The 15,456-nt window shown below is 52.5% G+C and carries 16 protein-coding genes; 9 read left to right on the top strand and 7 right to left on the bottom strand.

Annotation, left to right across the window (positions count from 1 at the left end; translation table 11 throughout):
• Positions 1 to 114 precede the first annotated feature (114 nt).
• From MIM_RS13960 to MIM_RS13945, 4 genes are all read left to right on the top strand, one after another.
• Positions 115 to 882, top strand: a complete 768-nt coding sequence (locus MIM_RS13960) for a crotonase/enoyl-CoA hydratase family protein (protein WP_025373378.1) — start codon at positions 115 to 117, stop codon at positions 880 to 882.
• Between the two features lie 31 nt (positions 883 to 913).
• Positions 914 to 2,434, top strand: a complete 1,521-nt coding sequence (locus tag MIM_RS13955; RefSeq protein ID WP_025373377.1) for a fumarate hydratase — start codon at positions 914 to 916, stop codon at positions 2,432 to 2,434.
• Between the two features lie 187 nt (positions 2,435 to 2,621).
• Positions 2,622 to 2,867 carry a type II toxin-antitoxin system Phd/YefM family antitoxin gene (locus MIM_RS13950; RefSeq protein ID WP_025373376.1) on the top strand — a complete coding sequence of 82 codons (246 nt, stop codon included), beginning with the start codon at positions 2,622 to 2,624 and terminating at the stop codon, positions 2,865 to 2,867.
• The gene (locus MIM_RS13945; RefSeq protein ID WP_025373375.1) at positions 2,864 to 3,250 is read left to right on the top strand and encodes a type II toxin-antitoxin system VapC family toxin; all 387 of its coding nucleotides are present in this window, start codon (positions 2,864 to 2,866) and stop codon (positions 3,248 to 3,250) included. Before MIM_RS13950 ends, MIM_RS13945 begins: the two co-directional genes overlap by 4 nt.
• A 120-nt stretch (positions 3,251 to 3,370) precedes the next feature.
• On the opposite strand, the gene MIM_RS13940 is transcribed toward MIM_RS13945, so the two are convergent.
• The gene (locus MIM_RS13940) at positions 3,371 to 4,405 is read right to left on the bottom strand and encodes an alpha/beta fold hydrolase (protein WP_025373374.1); all 1,035 of its coding nucleotides are present in this window, start codon (positions 4,403 to 4,405) and stop codon (positions 3,371 to 3,373) included.
• A gap of 563 nt (positions 4,406 to 4,968) precedes the next feature.
• On the opposite strand from MIM_RS13940, the gene MIM_RS13935 reads away from it, so the two are divergent.
• The 3 genes from MIM_RS13935 to MIM_RS13925 all read left to right on the top strand — a co-directional run bounded on the left by MIM_RS13935 (position 4,969) and on the right by MIM_RS13925 (position 6,834).
• Positions 4,969 to 5,406 carry an SRPBCC family protein gene (locus MIM_RS13935; protein WP_025373373.1) on the top strand — a complete coding sequence of 146 codons (438 nt, stop codon included), beginning with the start codon at positions 4,969 to 4,971 and terminating at the stop codon, positions 5,404 to 5,406.
• Positions 5,407 to 5,479: 73 nt separating this feature from the next.
• Positions 5,480 to 5,947, top strand: coding sequence for an EVE domain-containing protein (locus MIM_RS13930; RefSeq protein ID WP_025373372.1), 468 nt, complete (start codon positions 5,480 to 5,482; stop codon positions 5,945 to 5,947).
• Between the two features lie 146 nt (positions 5,948 to 6,093).
• Positions 6,094 to 6,834, top strand: coding sequence for an SDR family oxidoreductase (locus MIM_RS13925; RefSeq protein WP_025373371.1), 741 nt, complete (start codon positions 6,094 to 6,096; stop codon positions 6,832 to 6,834).
• A gap of 119 nt (positions 6,835 to 6,953) precedes the next feature.
• On the opposite strand, the gene MIM_RS13920 is transcribed toward MIM_RS13925, so the two are convergent.
• Genes MIM_RS13920 through MIM_RS13895 form a run of 6 tightly spaced genes read right to left on the bottom strand, consistent with a single transcriptional unit; the run spans position 6,954 to position 12,702 of the window.
• Positions 6,954 to 8,435: a class I adenylate-forming enzyme family protein gene (locus MIM_RS13920; RefSeq protein WP_025373370.1), complete on the bottom strand. Its 1,482-nt coding sequence runs from the start codon at positions 8,433 to 8,435 to the stop codon at positions 6,954 to 6,956.
• A 10-nt stretch (positions 8,436 to 8,445) separates the two neighbouring features.
• Positions 8,446 to 9,180, bottom strand: a complete 735-nt coding sequence (locus tag MIM_RS13915) for a CoA-transferase subunit beta (protein ID WP_025373369.1) — start codon at positions 9,178 to 9,180, stop codon at positions 8,446 to 8,448.
• A complete protein-coding gene (locus MIM_RS13910) occupies positions 9,180 to 10,010 on the bottom strand; it encodes a CoA transferase subunit A (RefSeq protein WP_025373368.1) in 831 nt (276 codons plus the stop codon). Before MIM_RS13910 ends, MIM_RS13915 begins: the two co-directional genes overlap by 1 nt.
• Positions 10,011 to 10,023: 13 nt before the next feature.
• Positions 10,024 to 10,749, bottom strand: a complete 726-nt coding sequence (locus tag MIM_RS13905; RefSeq protein ID WP_025373367.1) for an enoyl-CoA hydratase/isomerase family protein — start codon at positions 10,747 to 10,749, stop codon at positions 10,024 to 10,026.
• The gene (locus tag MIM_RS13900) at positions 10,746 to 11,909 is read right to left on the bottom strand and encodes a CaiB/BaiF CoA transferase family protein (RefSeq protein ID WP_025373366.1); all 1,164 of its coding nucleotides are present in this window, start codon (positions 11,907 to 11,909) and stop codon (positions 10,746 to 10,748) included. Before MIM_RS13900 ends, MIM_RS13905 begins: the two co-directional genes overlap by 4 nt.
• A 22-nt stretch (positions 11,910 to 11,931) precedes the next feature.
• A complete protein-coding gene (locus MIM_RS13895) occupies positions 11,932 to 12,702 on the bottom strand; it encodes an IclR family transcriptional regulator (RefSeq protein ID WP_025373365.1) in 771 nt (256 codons plus the stop codon).
• 180 nt (positions 12,703 to 12,882) lie between these two features.
• Here MIM_RS13895 and MIM_RS13890 point away from each other — a divergent pair, with 180 nt between their 5' ends.
• Positions 12,883 to 13,848 carry a Bug family tripartite tricarboxylate transporter substrate binding protein gene (locus MIM_RS13890; RefSeq protein WP_025373364.1) on the top strand — a complete coding sequence of 322 codons (966 nt, stop codon included), beginning with the start codon at positions 12,883 to 12,885 and terminating at the stop codon, positions 13,846 to 13,848.
• 17 nt (positions 13,849 to 13,865) lie between these two features.
• A complete protein-coding gene (locus tag MIM_RS13885; RefSeq protein ID WP_025373363.1) occupies positions 13,866 to 15,419 on the top strand; it encodes an FAD/NAD(P)-binding protein in 1,554 nt (517 codons plus the stop codon).
• Positions 15,420 to 15,456 lie beyond the last annotated feature (37 nt).

Here is a 15,456-nt window from a genome sequence, read left to right as displayed (position 1 = left end):
GGATTTGCTGCGGCATTCGGCTGTTTCTTGTGAGATGGCGACCATCTTGGCGGATTTTGCGCGCGGAATGATTTAAAGTTCTGGTATCCCGAAAATGGCAGAGCTGGAGATCTCATGTCTGAATTAGTCAAGTCTGAAATACGTGGTCGCGTCCTTATTCTGACGATCAATCGTCCCGAAGCGCGCAATGCGCTCACCTACGATACGTCTTTTGCGCTGGCCGATGCGCTGGACCGGCTGGATGCCGATGACAACCTGACCGTCGGTATTTTGCGTGGCGAAGGCAACACCTTTTGTTCCGGTATGGATCTGAAGGAGTTTGCCCGTACCCAGCGTCGTGCGGTGGTGCCTGGCCGCGGGCTGGGCGGACTGGTCGAAGCGCCACCGGCCAAGCCGCTGATTGCCGCCGTTGAGGGCTATGCCCTGGCCGGCGGGTTTGAGCTGGCGCTGGCCTGCGATCTGATCGTCGCCGCCAATAATGCCAGCTTCGGCCTGCCCGAAGTCAAGCGCGGGCTGGTTCCCGGTTCTGGCGGTATGTTGCGCCTGCCGCGCCGCCTGCCTTATCACGTGGCCATGGAAGCCCTGCTGACAGGCGATATGATTGCCGCCAGCCGCGCCCATGCGCTGGGTTTGGTCAACGATCTGGTGGAACCCGGCACTGCACTGGAAGCTGCGTTAAAATTGGCAGAGAAGATCGCAGCTAACGGCCCGTTGGCGGTTCGCACGGTCAAACAGATTGTGACCGAGTCTCAGGACTGGCGCACAGACGACATGTTTGCCCTGCAGAACCCCCGCATGGCCCACATTTTTTCATCGGAAGATGCCAAGGAAGGCGCGACTGCCTTCGCCGAAAAACGCTCTCCCGTCTGGAAGGGCAAATAACTTTTTCTGGAATACACTTTCTATCTATATTATGACCACTGTAATCAAACAAGATGATCTGATCCAGTCTATTGCAGATGCAATCCAGTTCATCAGCTACTACCATCCGGCCGATTATATTCAGCATCTGGCGCGTGCCTACGAGCGTGAGCAAAGTGCTGCCGCCAAGGATGCGATTGCCCAGATTCTGACCAACTCGCGCATGTGCGCAGAAGGCAGGCGGCCTATCTGCCAGGATACGGGTATTGTTAACGTATTCCTGAAGGTGGGGATGGATGTGCGTTTTGAGCTGTCCTGTACCTTGCAGGAAGCCTGTGACGAAGGCGTACGCCGCGGCTATCTGGATCCCGATAACAAACTGCGTGCGTCGGTGCTGGCCGATCCGATTTTCGATCGCAAAAATACCAAGGACAATACGCCCTGTATTTTGCATGTGGAACTGGTGCCCGGCAACACGGTCGATGTGCAGGTCGCTTCCAAGGGGGGCGGTTCCGAGAACAAATCCAAGTTCGCCATGCTCAACCCCAGCGATTCGATCGTAGACTGGGTATTGAAAACCGTGCCGCTCATGGGCGCAGGCTGGTGCCCGCCGGGCATGCTGGGCATCGGGGTTGGCGGTACTGCTGAAAAAGCCATGCTGATGGCCAAGCAATCGCTGATGGAAGACATTGACATGTACGAGCTGCTGGCTCGTGGGCCACAGAACAAACTCGAAGAGCTGCGGATCGAGCTGTACGAGAAAGTGAACGCACTGGGCATTGGCGCCCAGGGCCTGGGTGGCCTGACAACGGTACTGGATATCAAAATCAATACGTATCCGACCCATGCGGCCTCTAAACCCATTGCCATGATTCCTAACTGCGCGGCGACCCGTCACGTGCATTTTGTACTGGACGGATCCGGTGTTGCCAATCTGACGCCACCGTCGCTGTCCGACTGGCCCGATGTCCATTGGGCGCCGGATTATAATGCCTCCAAACAGGTCAACCTGGATACGCTGACCAAAGAGGAAGTGGCCAGCTGGAAACCGGGCCAAACGTTATTGCTGAACGGCAAAATGCTGACCGGCCGTGATGCAGCACACAAGCGCATTCAGGACATGCTGGCCAAAGGCGAGCCGCTGCCGGTCGATTTCACCAACCGCGTGATCTATTATGTGGGTCCGGTGGATCCGGTACGCGAAGAAGTCGTGGGGCCTGCAGGTCCAACCACCGCCACCCGCATGGACAAATTCACCGACATGATGCTGGAGAAAACCGGCCTGATCGCGATGATCGGCAAGGCCGAACGTGGCCCGGTCGCTATTGAGTCCATCAAGAACCATCGTTCTGCCTATCTGATGGCCGTGGGCGGCTCGGCTTATCTGGTGTCCAAAGCCATTCGAGGCGCCAAAGTGGTTGGCTTCGAAGATCTGGGTATGGAAGCGATTTACGAATTTGATGTGAAGGATATGCCGGTGACGGTTGCCGTTGATTCCAGCGGTACCTCAGTACACACCACCGGCCCGCGTGAATGGCAGGCGAAGATCGGGATTATTCCGGTACCGGCGTAATGAGTTGAGTATTTGCATTCGTGCAATAGAAACGGTCTGCAGCCTTACGTTGCGGACCGTTTTGTTTTGGCTGGACGATTTGATGTGCTGTGCATAGGGGTGTATTGGCGGGCAATAGTCCATAACTGTTGCAGGTATATGATTTTTAAACTAAACTAATAAAACTTAGTTTATTTGGGAGCATGATATGCTTACAGTCAATATTCACGAAGCTAAGACGCATCTGTCTCGCTTGATTGAAAAAGCGGCGAAGGGCGAGTCATTTATTATTGCTAAAGCAGGTAAACCGATGGTCAAAGTCGTGGCGTTAGCCCCCGCTGACGGCATAAAAATGAAGCGAATCGGATTCATGAGCGGCCAAATGAGCATTCCGGCTGATTTCGATAGCCTGGGATCAAACGAGATTTCGCAATTGTTCAATGGTGACGCATGAAGCTATTGTTAGATACTCATCTTCTATTGTGGATCGCTGCCAACGCTCCTCAGCTGTCACGACAGGCTGTAGAGTTGATTAATGATGTACACAACGAGTTGTTTTTCAGTGCGGCTAGCCTATGGGAAATTGCCATAAAGAACAGTCTGGGTCGCGAGGATTTTCAGGTTGACACTAGATTACTGCGTCGTGGATTAATTGAAAACGGGTATAAAGAACTGCCCATTACAGGCGAACATGCAGTAGCCATAGGTAGCTTGCCCTTCATACATAAAGATCCCTTTGACCGATTGCTCGTGACGCAGGCCACCGTAGAGGGATATACATTATTAACCTCAGACGCAACCGTGGCCCAATATCCTGGTCCGATAAAAAGAGTATAGCCAAAGATTGGGGCGTTGATTTCACTCACTAATTATTCAGAACAGCGCTGTGCGGAAGGTTGCCGAGGCCAGATATTCGACCTCGGCAAAGTGCGGTTTTAAGCCCACGAGATACTTCGTCTACCGAACCAGTCCCTGTTTCTTCAGCCAGTCCTGAATGAGCCCTGATATCTGTTGTGAGTTCGCGTCCATCATCAGCATATGGCTGTTGCCATGGATTCCCTGCGCTGGCAGATCCAGCAGGTCGCCGCGGCCGCCTGCCTGGTTCAATGTCGTACGGAAACGTTCCTGCCGGTCCTTGATGCTCTGCCAGAATGGATAGTCCTGAATGTGATCGCCCCAGACCCATAGCATCGGTACATTGCGTAAGGGGGTCAAGTCTGTTTTGGCGGGGTCGGGTGAGCCGCTGGGTTCAACCAGTACCACGGCCTTGATCTTGTCTGGGTATTTCAATGCCGAGGTCAGGGCGAAATTGCCGCCCTGGCTATGTACCACAATCACGCAAGGGCAGGCCTGTTGCACATACTGGTCATAGGCGCGCTGCGTGCGTGCATCGTTTGTCGCCCAGCGCGGTATGCTTTGCTTGGTGAACTGGTCAAAAGCGGCGATGGGGAAAAGCGTGTCGGGGATCGTCGTTCGTGCTTTTGGGTCGCTCGCATAGGTCTTGCCAATGCGAAATAATTCCCATGCTTCTTTTTTAGTGCGGAATACCGGCTCGCCCTGGAAAATGTTAGGGTAACGCGCCCACGATGCACGGCCTCGTTCGACCGCATCGCTTACATAAACGCTCCAGCCATCACGCAGAAAATCCATTTCCCAGCCAGGCTTGCCGTCGGGTTTGGTTTCATACGTTGTTCCTGACAGACCACCGCCATGCCACATCAGCATAGGCACACTGGCGCGCGGATTTTCCAGAATGGTGTAACGGGTATACATTTGCCCGGCCACAAAATCGCCGTTGGGGTCGAGCGTCACCGGAGGTGAGCCCGGGCTGTACACCATCTTCTTGGTTGGCAATCCTTTGAGTGTGACTTGCTCACCACCAATGTGATAGCTGCCGACTTCCTTTACATTTAACCCGCCTGTTTGCGCGCATCCTGCCAATAGTGTGATGGCTGGAAGCGCCCACGCTGCGGTGCGTTTTGCGATATTCATAGCGTCTCCTCTTGCGGCTTAATCCCGGTGAACGCCAGTGGCGTTACGCACGCGGCCGCTGATCGCCTGCGCCCACACCGGGTGTGTTTTGGTTTGTTTTGGATGATTATAAATGGCGACTCGTTTGTCTCACGGTAAATGGAGGGAAGCCGTTTATCTAAAATGAATGTGAAGGTGCAGCTTGTTCACTCGTCATGTTGAAATGTTGGGTCGTACTGTCATTGTTTTTTCATAAACGAATTATTAAAATAAGCGTTAGTTTTTCTGTCTGAGATTAATGGCCATGCTTCGATGTGGTCCGCTTTAAAGTTGTATGACTGATGTTCATGTCACTCCCATTTCTGCCTTGCGTCAGATGAGCATTATCATCCGGTGCCTGCCTCGCCCCCGCGTATTGAAAAGCCGGGAACCAGCGGTGAGGAACCTCGGCAGCATTCCACTTTACTTTTCTGTCAGCAGATTGGCCTTCTGTTCGTTCGACGTAGCGAGACGGGCAAGGGCGCTGCATGGCTGTCTTACTTCTTTTCCATATGAATGAACGACCAACCAATTGAGGGGTAAAAATGTCAAATAACGTCACATTTCACGTTGCTTATACTGTTACGACAGACGTTTCGGCTCAGGATATCTGGGCCATCTGGGTTGATGTCAATAACTGGAATAAGTGGGATCACGGTATTGCACATTCCGAATTGAGTGGCAGCTTCAACGAGGGTTCTCGGTTTGTGCTGACGCCACAGGGTGGCGAGCCAATAGACATTACGCTGAAGACGGTCACGCAGGGAGAAGCGTTTTCTGACGAAGCCCACTTGCCATTCGGCAGCATCCGTAATGTGCATCACATGCGCATGGTCGGCAGGAAGCTTCAGGTGACGCACGAAGTTTATGCTGACATCGACGAAGCTTCAGCCCAGTTCTTCGGCAACGAGATCTGGCCGCATATGCAATCCGGCCTGCCTGAAGCAGTGAACAACCTTATCTTACTTGCACAGAGAAAATAAACGGCGTTATTGAACGGCGCATTGCGTGTGCCATGCGCCGTTAAGAGTAAGCCATAAAGGAGTGGAGAAAAAGATGACTAAATACTGGTGTGGTGTTGTGTCAAAAGAGCACATCTTGCGCGGCGTGGCGGGAGGGTTTTGTCAGGTATGTCATGGCAAGCGTGCGCCGCTGGCGCGTATGGCGCCTGGTGACGGCATTGTCTTCTATTCGCCCGTCACGAAATTCCAGAGCAAAGATAAATGCCAGAAATTTACGGCGATAGGCACAATTGTAGGCGACACTCCTTACCAATTTGAGATGACGCCCGATTTCATTCCCTTTCGGCGTGACGTCCAATACTATGACGGAGTCATTGATGCGCCGATTCATCCCATGCTGAACCAGTTGTCGTTTACCGCAGGCATTACGAGCTGGGGCTATCCATTCCGACGCGGCCATTTTGAAATCACGCGTGCCGATTTTCTACTCATCGCACAAGCAATGCTGCCGGACAGCTGGCGTGATGCATGCGCAGAGATACCCGTCGGAACTGACTGTTAAGGCCGTTACAGACAAAAACTGATGAGTACCTTCTGAGGTCCAGGCACGTTCATATTGATAAGAATAGACCAAAGCGAATGCCAGAAGGAAAAACTTCAACAAACAAAATCTCGCTGCGTTAATAATCAATCAAGGAGTACATATTCATGTCAACACAACAGCAAAGTAAAGTGGTGCTTGTTACCGGCGGATCAGGCGGCATTGGCAGTGAGATTGCTCGTCGTCTGGCCGGCGATGGCATGGCAGTCATGATCACTTATTGTCAGGCAGAGACGGCTGCGAAACGAGTTGTGCAGGATATTCAGCAGGTCGGTGGTAAGGCTGCGATGGTACGTGCAGACGTGTCAAAGGCTGCGGATGTGCGAGCGGCTTTCGAGGCGGCGATGTCGACTTTCGGTGGTGTCGATGTGGTGGTTAACAATGCCGGTGTCATTATTCCAGGCGCCATTGCCGACACTTCCGAGTCAACCTATGATGCCGTGTTCAACGTAAATGTACGCGGTGCGTTGATGATGATGAAGCAGGCGGCGACCCATTTGCGCGATGGAGGCCGAGTGATCAATATTTCGTCGACCATGGTGGGCGCACCGATTGCGGGTTCTGCTCTGTACGCGGCCAGCAAGGCGGCGCTTGAATCGTTTGGAGAAGTGTTGTCCAAAGAAGTAGGTGCGCGTGGCATCACGGTGAACACACTGCGGCTCGGCGCTACCATTCCAGGCATGTTTGCCAAGGCACCGCCGGAGCGGCAGGCAGCGTTTGCTGCTGCTTCTCCGTTCAAGCGTCTGGGCACACCGAGTGATGCTGCAGATGTAGTAGCCTTTCTGACAGGTGAGGGCGGCCGTTGGATTACCGGCCAGACCATCACTGTTGATGGCGGAGCGACCTGATGTTTGTCCTGTAGAGGTCTGTTTTCATCAGACCTCTACTTTATTTTTCAAGTACTCGTTGGTGCAGATGCATTAAATTTTTGCCGATTCGACAGCTTTTGTTCTGAATTCTTGTTCTCTTATATATGTTGCAGACTTTTCAGCTCTTGTGCCAGTGCCTTGCGGTCCACTTTACCCACTGTGTTTTCCGGAAGCGCACTCAGCAAATGAATGCTGGCAGGTTGGTAAATGCGGGATAAGTTATCCTTAAGTAACTCGGTCACTTCGCTGATATCCAAATCGGCTCCCACTCGCGCCGTTACAAACGCCACCGGTACTTCACCCAGATCTTCATCGGGTTGGCCGATTACACAGCAATTTGCGACGTCGGGATGCATGGCAATCACGTGTTCAATCTGAGAGGGAGAAATATTTTCTCCGCCACGAATAATCACATCCTTGATACGGCCGGTGATGTAGAGATAACCATCTTCATCGATATATCCAATATCACCGGTATGCAAGGGGCCGGTCAGTGCATCGAGCTGACCGGGTACCGATATACCTACGTAACCGAGCATCAGACTTTCTCCATCGATACATATTTCGCCATTCACATTTGCGTCGCTAATGCGATCTCCGGTGGCAGACAAAAGATAGACGTCCTGATTGTTCAGTATCTTCCCGATTGAGCCGATTCTTCGGCCTTGCGGTGGATTCATCGTGGAGGTGCAGGTAGCTTCTGACAGACCGTATGAAATAATCAGTGGCTGCCCAAGATAGGTTTCAATTTTTTTGTGTAATTCGGTTGTGATTGGCGCAGAACCACAGCGAGCCAGTCGAAGATTGGCAACTGCATCAGCTGGCATGGGGTGTGATAGCATGCGTGAGTACATGGTGGGCACACCGGTAATGATGGTCGGTTGTACCGTGGCCATGAGATCCGGCATGGCTTTAGCCGAGAAACGCGGCGCAAAATGTACCATGGCACCGATTGCCAGCGGGCTGAATAACTGATTATTCAATCCGTTAGTGTGATAAAGCGGCATGACGTGCAGCAGAATGTCATCTAGGGTCAATTCAGTCATCGCGATGACGCCCTGTGCATTGTTCAGCACGCCCAGATGGCTCTGTAATACGCCTTTGGGTTTGCCGGTGCTGCCCGAAGTGAACAGCATTAGGGCGGGATGATGCGGGGTAACGGTCTGCGACCAGTACGGCTCTGAGTCAGGCAGGGTGAGCGGGTTCAGTGCCTGCACATTGTCGGACGCAAGCGGCCTTGCGGGTTCATCTGTCAGCAGCCAGGTCAGCCCTCCGCTGAGAAAGCGATCCGATCGTTCCATGTCACCCAGATTCGGTTCCAGGGGGCATGGGCAGGCACCGGCGGCCATGACGGCCAGCAAGGTGATCACGGCGTTCAGACCGCGCGGCATATCGATGGCGACACGTGCTTCCTCGGCAATCCCGGCCGCGCGCAAACGGCCGGACAGATGGGAGACCTCTTGATAAAGCAGGCTGTACGGGATTTGCCTATCGTTATCCTGCAGGGCGATGCGATTGGCGATCCCGTCTTTCTGCCAGGTCGATTGCCAGTGATTCAAAATGGTAGAGGAAGCCGTCATGTGTTATCTCCTAGCGCAGCGTGACGCCAGCATCTTTTTCAAATTGCCCGTCAGGATCCAGTGAACGTAGTGCGGCGATCTCCGCATCGGTGGGTGGATCTGTCGGTTTCGCATCCTGGTAATCAAAGGTAAACCCGGTGCGTTCGACGACTTCTTCGACCGATGATTCGGGGTGATAGGATTGCAGTGCGAGCTTATTGTCTTTTTTGATGAAGACGGCAATGGGCGTAACGACACCATGAAAGCCGCCCCAGGAAGTGCGAAAGTCCAGCTTTTCCACAAATGTTCTTGTGGAATGTTCGGTGCGCCAGGTGCAGGCGCGTTTGGCAGTTGGAAGCATAACGGCGCCACCGCCACCACCGGGCAGGCGAACTTTGGGTGAATGCCAATCGCCAATGACGGAATTGTTTGCATTGCCGTCACCGTCAATCTGGGCTGCACCAAGAAATGTCAGGTCCATTCTGCCGCGAGAGCACAGATCGTAGAAATCTTCATTAGCGAAGATAGATGCGGATTGCTGTGCAAGCACAGGATCGGAGCTGGACAGGGGAATTGCAGACGGTTGGGGATCTACACCACCGGCGACGTTAATATAAATAAAATCCCATTCGTAGGCCTTTTTGGCCATCAGGCAGGCCAGCATTGGCATGGTGGAATTAACGCCGCTAAAGGTAATTTCATTGGGTCGAATGAAACGCGCCAGATTAGTGACAATATAAGAAAAAGGAGACCAGTTGTTTTCCATTATGCAATTTCCTTTGTTTCTGGCGCAGTATTCATGTGTTCGGCGAAAGCCGCTTCGTCGGGATTCAGATAGGCTTCGACCGCCGGATAATCAATTTCGTAAGCAGGCCAGCAGGAGCCCGGCCAGGCCCCATTCTTGACGATAGAAAAGGCCTCTACCAGAAAGTAGGGGATCAGCGTGGTTTCAGGGCTATCCGTGAAAACCGTGTCGTCGACCAGTTTTTCTGCAATCACCAGTACGCTTTTGGCCGAGCGCGACATGATTCGATCCCAGTGATAGGTGCCCAGCACGCGAACATTGCCCTTTCTGTCCACCTCATTGGCGTGAATCACTGCGTAATCGGGCTGGATCGCCGGAATCACCCACACATCTTTGCCTGATCCGTAGGGGTCAGGGATCTTCGCCCATTCGTTCAGTTTGGCTAGCTCGCTGCCGTCAATACCGGCGCAGGGTTGAAATGGGATGCCGAAAGCGGCGGCGCGTAGTCCGGCGGTCAGTGTCGCGCAAGCATGTTCCTCCAGTGCAAGGCGCCCCTGTTCGACTGCTTTTCGGTAGTATTGAGCCAGGCCGAAGTTGCCTTCCATGGCAACAATCCCGGCACGCGCCTTTGTCGCGGTACCTGTGCGGCACAAAATATCTATGTCATAGCCAGGTGACTGCTTAATGATTTCCAGGTCCTGTTTGTTCTGTCGAATGAGTTCCCGCACAAAGGAAAAGGGGCCGCGATGAAGAAAGCTGCCACCCAGCGCCAGCGAAGCGCCATTGGGAACGCGGCTAACCAGTTGCTGCAGGGAAACACATTTATCGCTTTGGTTAAATCCTGATGTCATGGTTTAGTCCAGATTAGTTGGGTTTCAGGTAGGCCCGGATCCTGTCCTTGAGGCCGGGCGCCGAGGCAGAGCGCACCAGAGCGGCCAGGTTCTGGTCGGACTCTGCGCTGCAATAGAGCACTTTGTACAGATTGCGACGAGTAACATCGGACAGAATGGCATTGTTCTGTTCGGCCTGTTCGATCAGCGATGGCCACTGTTCGGGTTCTCGTATCTCCTGCATGAAGGCTATTTTCTGCGCCTCCTGGGCATCGAATGTGCGGGTGCTTGAAAGAATCTCCAGAGCGTTCTGTGTGCCCACGATGTTCTGAAAGCGGCGTGTTCCCAGGATGAGGCCGAACTTGATGCCGGGAAATCGGAAGCTGGTGCCTGCAGCGGCAATGCGGTGTTTGCAGGCGGCAATGATATCGACGCCGGCGCCAAAATTTCGTCCATGGCAGAGTGCGATGGTCATGGACGGAGAGGTGGCCAGCAGATCCAACATGATTTCAATTTGAATGATGCGCTGTAGCAGATCGCCTTCACTGGCGGTATCTAGATCGGAAAAGTCAAAGCCTGCGCAAAAGTTTTTGCCATTGCCTTTGAATATCATCAGGGGAATTTTTTGCTGATGGGCGGCCTGTATGCCTTCTGTGAGCGCCAATACCAGTTCTGGCGCCAGTGCATTCATTTTTTCCGGGCGGTTCAGCGTAAAGACCCACGCTTGCTCACGCTGTTCAATGCTCAGCATGTCACTCATGCATCTTCTCCCTGCGGGGCGATGGAAGACAGGATTTCTTCATTATGCTGACCCAGTGCGGGCGGGCCAGCTGCAATACGACTGGTCTTACCGTCAAAACGAATGGGAGAAGCAAAGGTATTGGCAGTCAGCCCGTTGGGCAGGGGAATATCCTGCACCCACTCCATATGAGCCACCTGTTCGTCTGCCAGGATGTCTGAATACTGATTGATGGGGGCGCATGGCACGCCGGCGGCACGGAATGCGCTCAACCAGTGTTCCGCGGGTTCGGCAGCAAAGATGACTTCCAGTATTTCCAGCAGCGCCTGCTGATGCTGAGCCCGCAGCAGGGTGGAGGTAAAACGCTCATCGTCATATAGTTCGGGACGATTGACTACCTGGCAGACGGATTTCCACAGCGAATTGTTGCCGGCAGCCATGCCGAAATAGCCATCTTTACAGCGAAATACCTGATAAGGTGCATTGCGTGGGTGCGCCGATCCCATTTTCCTGGGATTGTTGCCGCTGCCAAAATATTCCGAGGTTTGCAAAGCGGCAATGCCCAGCGTCGCTCCCAGCATGGATACATCAATATGTGTGCCTTCACCGGATTTTTCCGCCATTCTGAGTGCCGATACGATAGAGAAGGCAGCGTATAGTCCCGCGGAAAAATCGCACACCGGCACGCCGCACTTGACGGGCGCGCCGTCGGCTTCGCCGGTGATACTCATCAGCCCGCTCATGGCCTGAACCGTCAGGTCAAAACCGCCTTCCTGGCTGCGCGGGCCACTTTGACCATAAGCAGAAATGGAGCAATAGACAATTTGTGGGTTGAGGGCCTTGATATCGGCAAAGCCCAGCCCCAGCCGGTCCATGACCCCAGGGCGATTATTCTCCAGTACGATATCGGCTTCACACATAAGCCGGCGCGCTGCTTTGACATCCGCCGGATCTTTGAGATTAAGGGTGATCGATTTTTTATTGCGGTTCAGCGAAGCAAAATTTTCACTATATCCATCGCTGATGGGCGGCCAGCTGCGCAGTGTATCTCCGCCATTGGGGTTTTCTATTTTGATCACGTCGGCTCCCATATCGGCCAGCAGCATGCTGCAGAACGGGCCGGCGGCAACGTTGCACACTTCGATCACTTTGACGCCTTGTAGCGTGGATTCTTGCTTCATAGGTAATTACTCACGGTTCGTTTTAATCTGATTCGCCGAAGTAACCTCGGCGATACCCTGATTCTCGGGATATTTCACGGGCGGCATCCAGTACCACTGGAGACCAGCGTTTCATGTTTTCGATGGTAAATCGCTCCAGCGGTCCGGAAATACCGAATGCGGCGATGACTCTGTTGTGCCCGTCAAAGACGGGAGCGGCGATGCCACCAACGTTATTGCGCCATTCACCACGATTGATGGCATAGCCAATACGGGAAATGTCAGCCAGTTCTTCCCTGAGTGCGCTGAGCGTGGTGATCGTATTCTCTGTATGGCGAAGGAGTTCGGGGACATGGCGTTCCAGATAGTCGCTGGACTGGAACGCCAGCAGTGCCTTGCCCGTGGCAACCGCGTAAGCGGGGGCGCGGCCACCGATAATGGAATAGGCGCGAACCGGATTGGGGCTGTCGATTTTGTCGATATAGATCACATCGAACTGATCGAGGACGGAAAGATGCACTGTCTCCTGCGTTTCCTGTGCAACTCGACGCATCAGCGGGGCGGCGATTTTACGCACATCCAGGCGCGCGAGGCGCTGGGCAGCCAGCTCGAATACTTTTAAAGTCGGCTTATATCCACCGGTATGACTGCTTTTTTCCACATATCCCGCCGCCATGAGCGTTTGTAATGTGCGGTGCGTATTGCTTTTGGTCAGGCCCGCTGAGATAGCCAGGTCGTCTATCGTGTTTGGCTGATCTTCCTGAGCGCATATGATTTCAAACAACCGCAATCCTTTTAGCAGGGTTTTATCCATATTAATCCCAAATATTGGTATTTAAAATCCTATATTTTATATTAAAAATAAGTGCATAAAATACGATAGATACGAACCACAAATGCATTGACGACATATTCATTATATGCGATTCTAATTTCAATACAAGAAATAGTATTAGTGTCCTAAATAGTAATATATAAATAACGGAGCGAGATAATGAAATTTTTTGTCAAAATGGCAGCAATCGCATGCCTGGCTGTTTCCACATCGGTCGCGGTTGCTGCGGACTGGCCGGCCAAACCGGTAACCCTGGTCGTGCCGTATCCGCCAGGGGGCGCGACCGATTTCTCTGCCAGGATTTATGCGCAATATCTGCCCGAAATCATCGGCGCACCTGTCGTCGTTGATAATCGTGCCGGCGCCGGCGGTGAAATTGGCGCGGAAGTGGCATCACGTGCCAAACCTGATGGGTACACGATGCTGTTTGGCGCCATCGGCAGTCTGGCCATCAACTCGGTACTGCCGTCCAAGCCTAAAACGTATCAATTTCCCGATGCGTTCACAGGCGTATCGTTTGGCACGGCTGTACCTTTGGTGGTCGCTGTTCGCAGCGGGTTGGGCGTTAATTCGCTGGATGAACTCATTAAGAAAGCGCACGATAATCCGGGGAAAATTTCATATGGATCGGCGGGGGTAGGTTCATCGCAACATATGGCGGTGGAAAAATTTCAACTGGCGACAAATACCAAGTTACTGCACGTGCCCTATAAAGGGAGTGGCCCGGCTGTTACCGATTTGCTTGGGGGCCAGATTGATATGGTGATTGAAACGCTGACGACGCTGTATCCGCAAATGAACAGCGGAAAAATCAAATTTCTTGCGGTGAGTACCGCTGACAGGGTCAAAACGATTCCGGACGTACCCACGCTAACAGAACTCGATATCAAAGACTATGTACTAACCACGAATTACGGGCTGCTAACTCCCTCTGGCACACCCAAGGCCATTGTGGACAAAATGTCTGAGGCAATGCAGACGATCGCTGCGCGTAAAGATGTGCAGGATAAATTGGTCGAGTCAGGGGCAAACGCGTATGCGAGTACCCCGGACGATACAAATCGCCTGTTGCTGGAAGAGGTCAGAAAATGGTCTGACGTAGCGACACGGGCCAAAGTCGAGTAACAGTTATGGGCGAACCTATGAATGAAACGCATCGGCTTGCTATTGTCGGGGGTGGGTCCGTTGCCGTGTCCTTTCTGGCCCAGTTTATCGTGCTGATTCAGAAGACGCCGATTGACTTTCCACCGATACACATTACATTATTTGAACCAACTGGTGTTATTGGTCAAGGAACTGCGTATCAGGCAGACCTGAACACAAATCTACTAAACGTGCCTGCGAACAATATGTCCTTGTTCGATGACAAGCGAACGCATTTTTTGGAATGGCTCACGACTTTGAGCAAAGATGATTTAAGTCGTTATGGCGTCAAGGAGATTGACGGCAATGATTTCTATCCAAGGCCATTATTCGGTCGCTATGTCAGCGAACAATTTACTCGAATCGTCAAGTTGGCCTGCGATCTTGGTGTGACTGTCCGAGTCATAGAGAATGCGGTTGTGGCGATTGAGCGGCAACAATCCAGAGCAATGATGCTCCGCGACAGCGCAGGCGGCAAGTATGAAGCGGACCGCGTTGTATTGTGTAACGGTAATTTATCATCTGACAAATTTGAGGCGCTGCTCCCACAAGCCGGCTTTTTAAATAGCCCGTACCCTGTTGCTGAATTAGCCAGAAAAATTCCCAATAGTGCGAGTGTCGGTATTCTGGGTAGTAATCTGAGCGCTATCGACGCCATCGTGGCATTGGTGGCGCAAGGGCATGCGGGTCCGATTCATTGCTTCTCCAGGCAAGGGAGATTGCCCTCTGTTAGAAGTACGTTTCCTACGAAGGTGAGTGACCGCTTAACGCGTAACAGTGTACATAAATGGGTTACCGAACAGGATGGGCATCTTGATCTTGCGTGCATTTATGAGCAACTGCAGAAAATGATTCTCTCGCATGGTTACGGAGATGACCTAAAGGATTTGTTGGGGGCGGATAACAGCGCCAGTGACCAGTTAGACTGGGAAATTGAGACATCCCAGGCCAGACAACGACCGTGGCAGTCCGTGCTGGCATCCACAAACGATGTGATTGATTTGCTATGGTTTTATCTCGCCCCAGAAGAGAAGCAACAATTTCAAAAACGGTGGATGCCTCAGTGGATGTCCCGTCGGGCCATGTTCCCAATGAAGAACGCGTTAAAACTCCAGGAGCTGATGCGACGACGACAGTTATACGTTCATGGCGGCTTTCAGGCGTGCATGCCCGTTAAAGATAAGGACGTTTTCGAGGTGAGCTATGAGAATGGAGTAGGGGATGTTGAATCAGTACGATGTGAGTACATAATCAATGCTACCGGATTCTCTCAGAATGTGGAAAAGTCTGCCGATCCACTGGTTATGGATTTGTTGAACTCAGGAATGGCAACATCATCGCCATATGGTGGTTTCAAACTGGATTTCAATACTGGAAGCCTGATTGCATCCAATAGCGAGATCGTTGACGAGATTACCGTTCTGGGAAGTCTGGCTCGCGGCACCTATTTTTGGACGATATCGATGGATGTCAATGCAAGATTGGCCGGTGAACAGGCACGGCAGATAGTCAATGCACTTGTCGTTCAGGGTGACAAAATCAACGTGTGCTGATCTTCTCTCACACCCGACCCGTGGGTATTTCCTAATT

Source organism: Advenella mimigardefordensis DPN7 (assembly GCF_000521505.1).
Taxonomy (GTDB): Bacteria; Pseudomonadota; Gammaproteobacteria; order Burkholderiales; family Burkholderiaceae_B; genus Advenella; species Advenella mimigardefordensis.
This window is presented reverse-complemented; position numbering and strand designations above follow the sequence as displayed.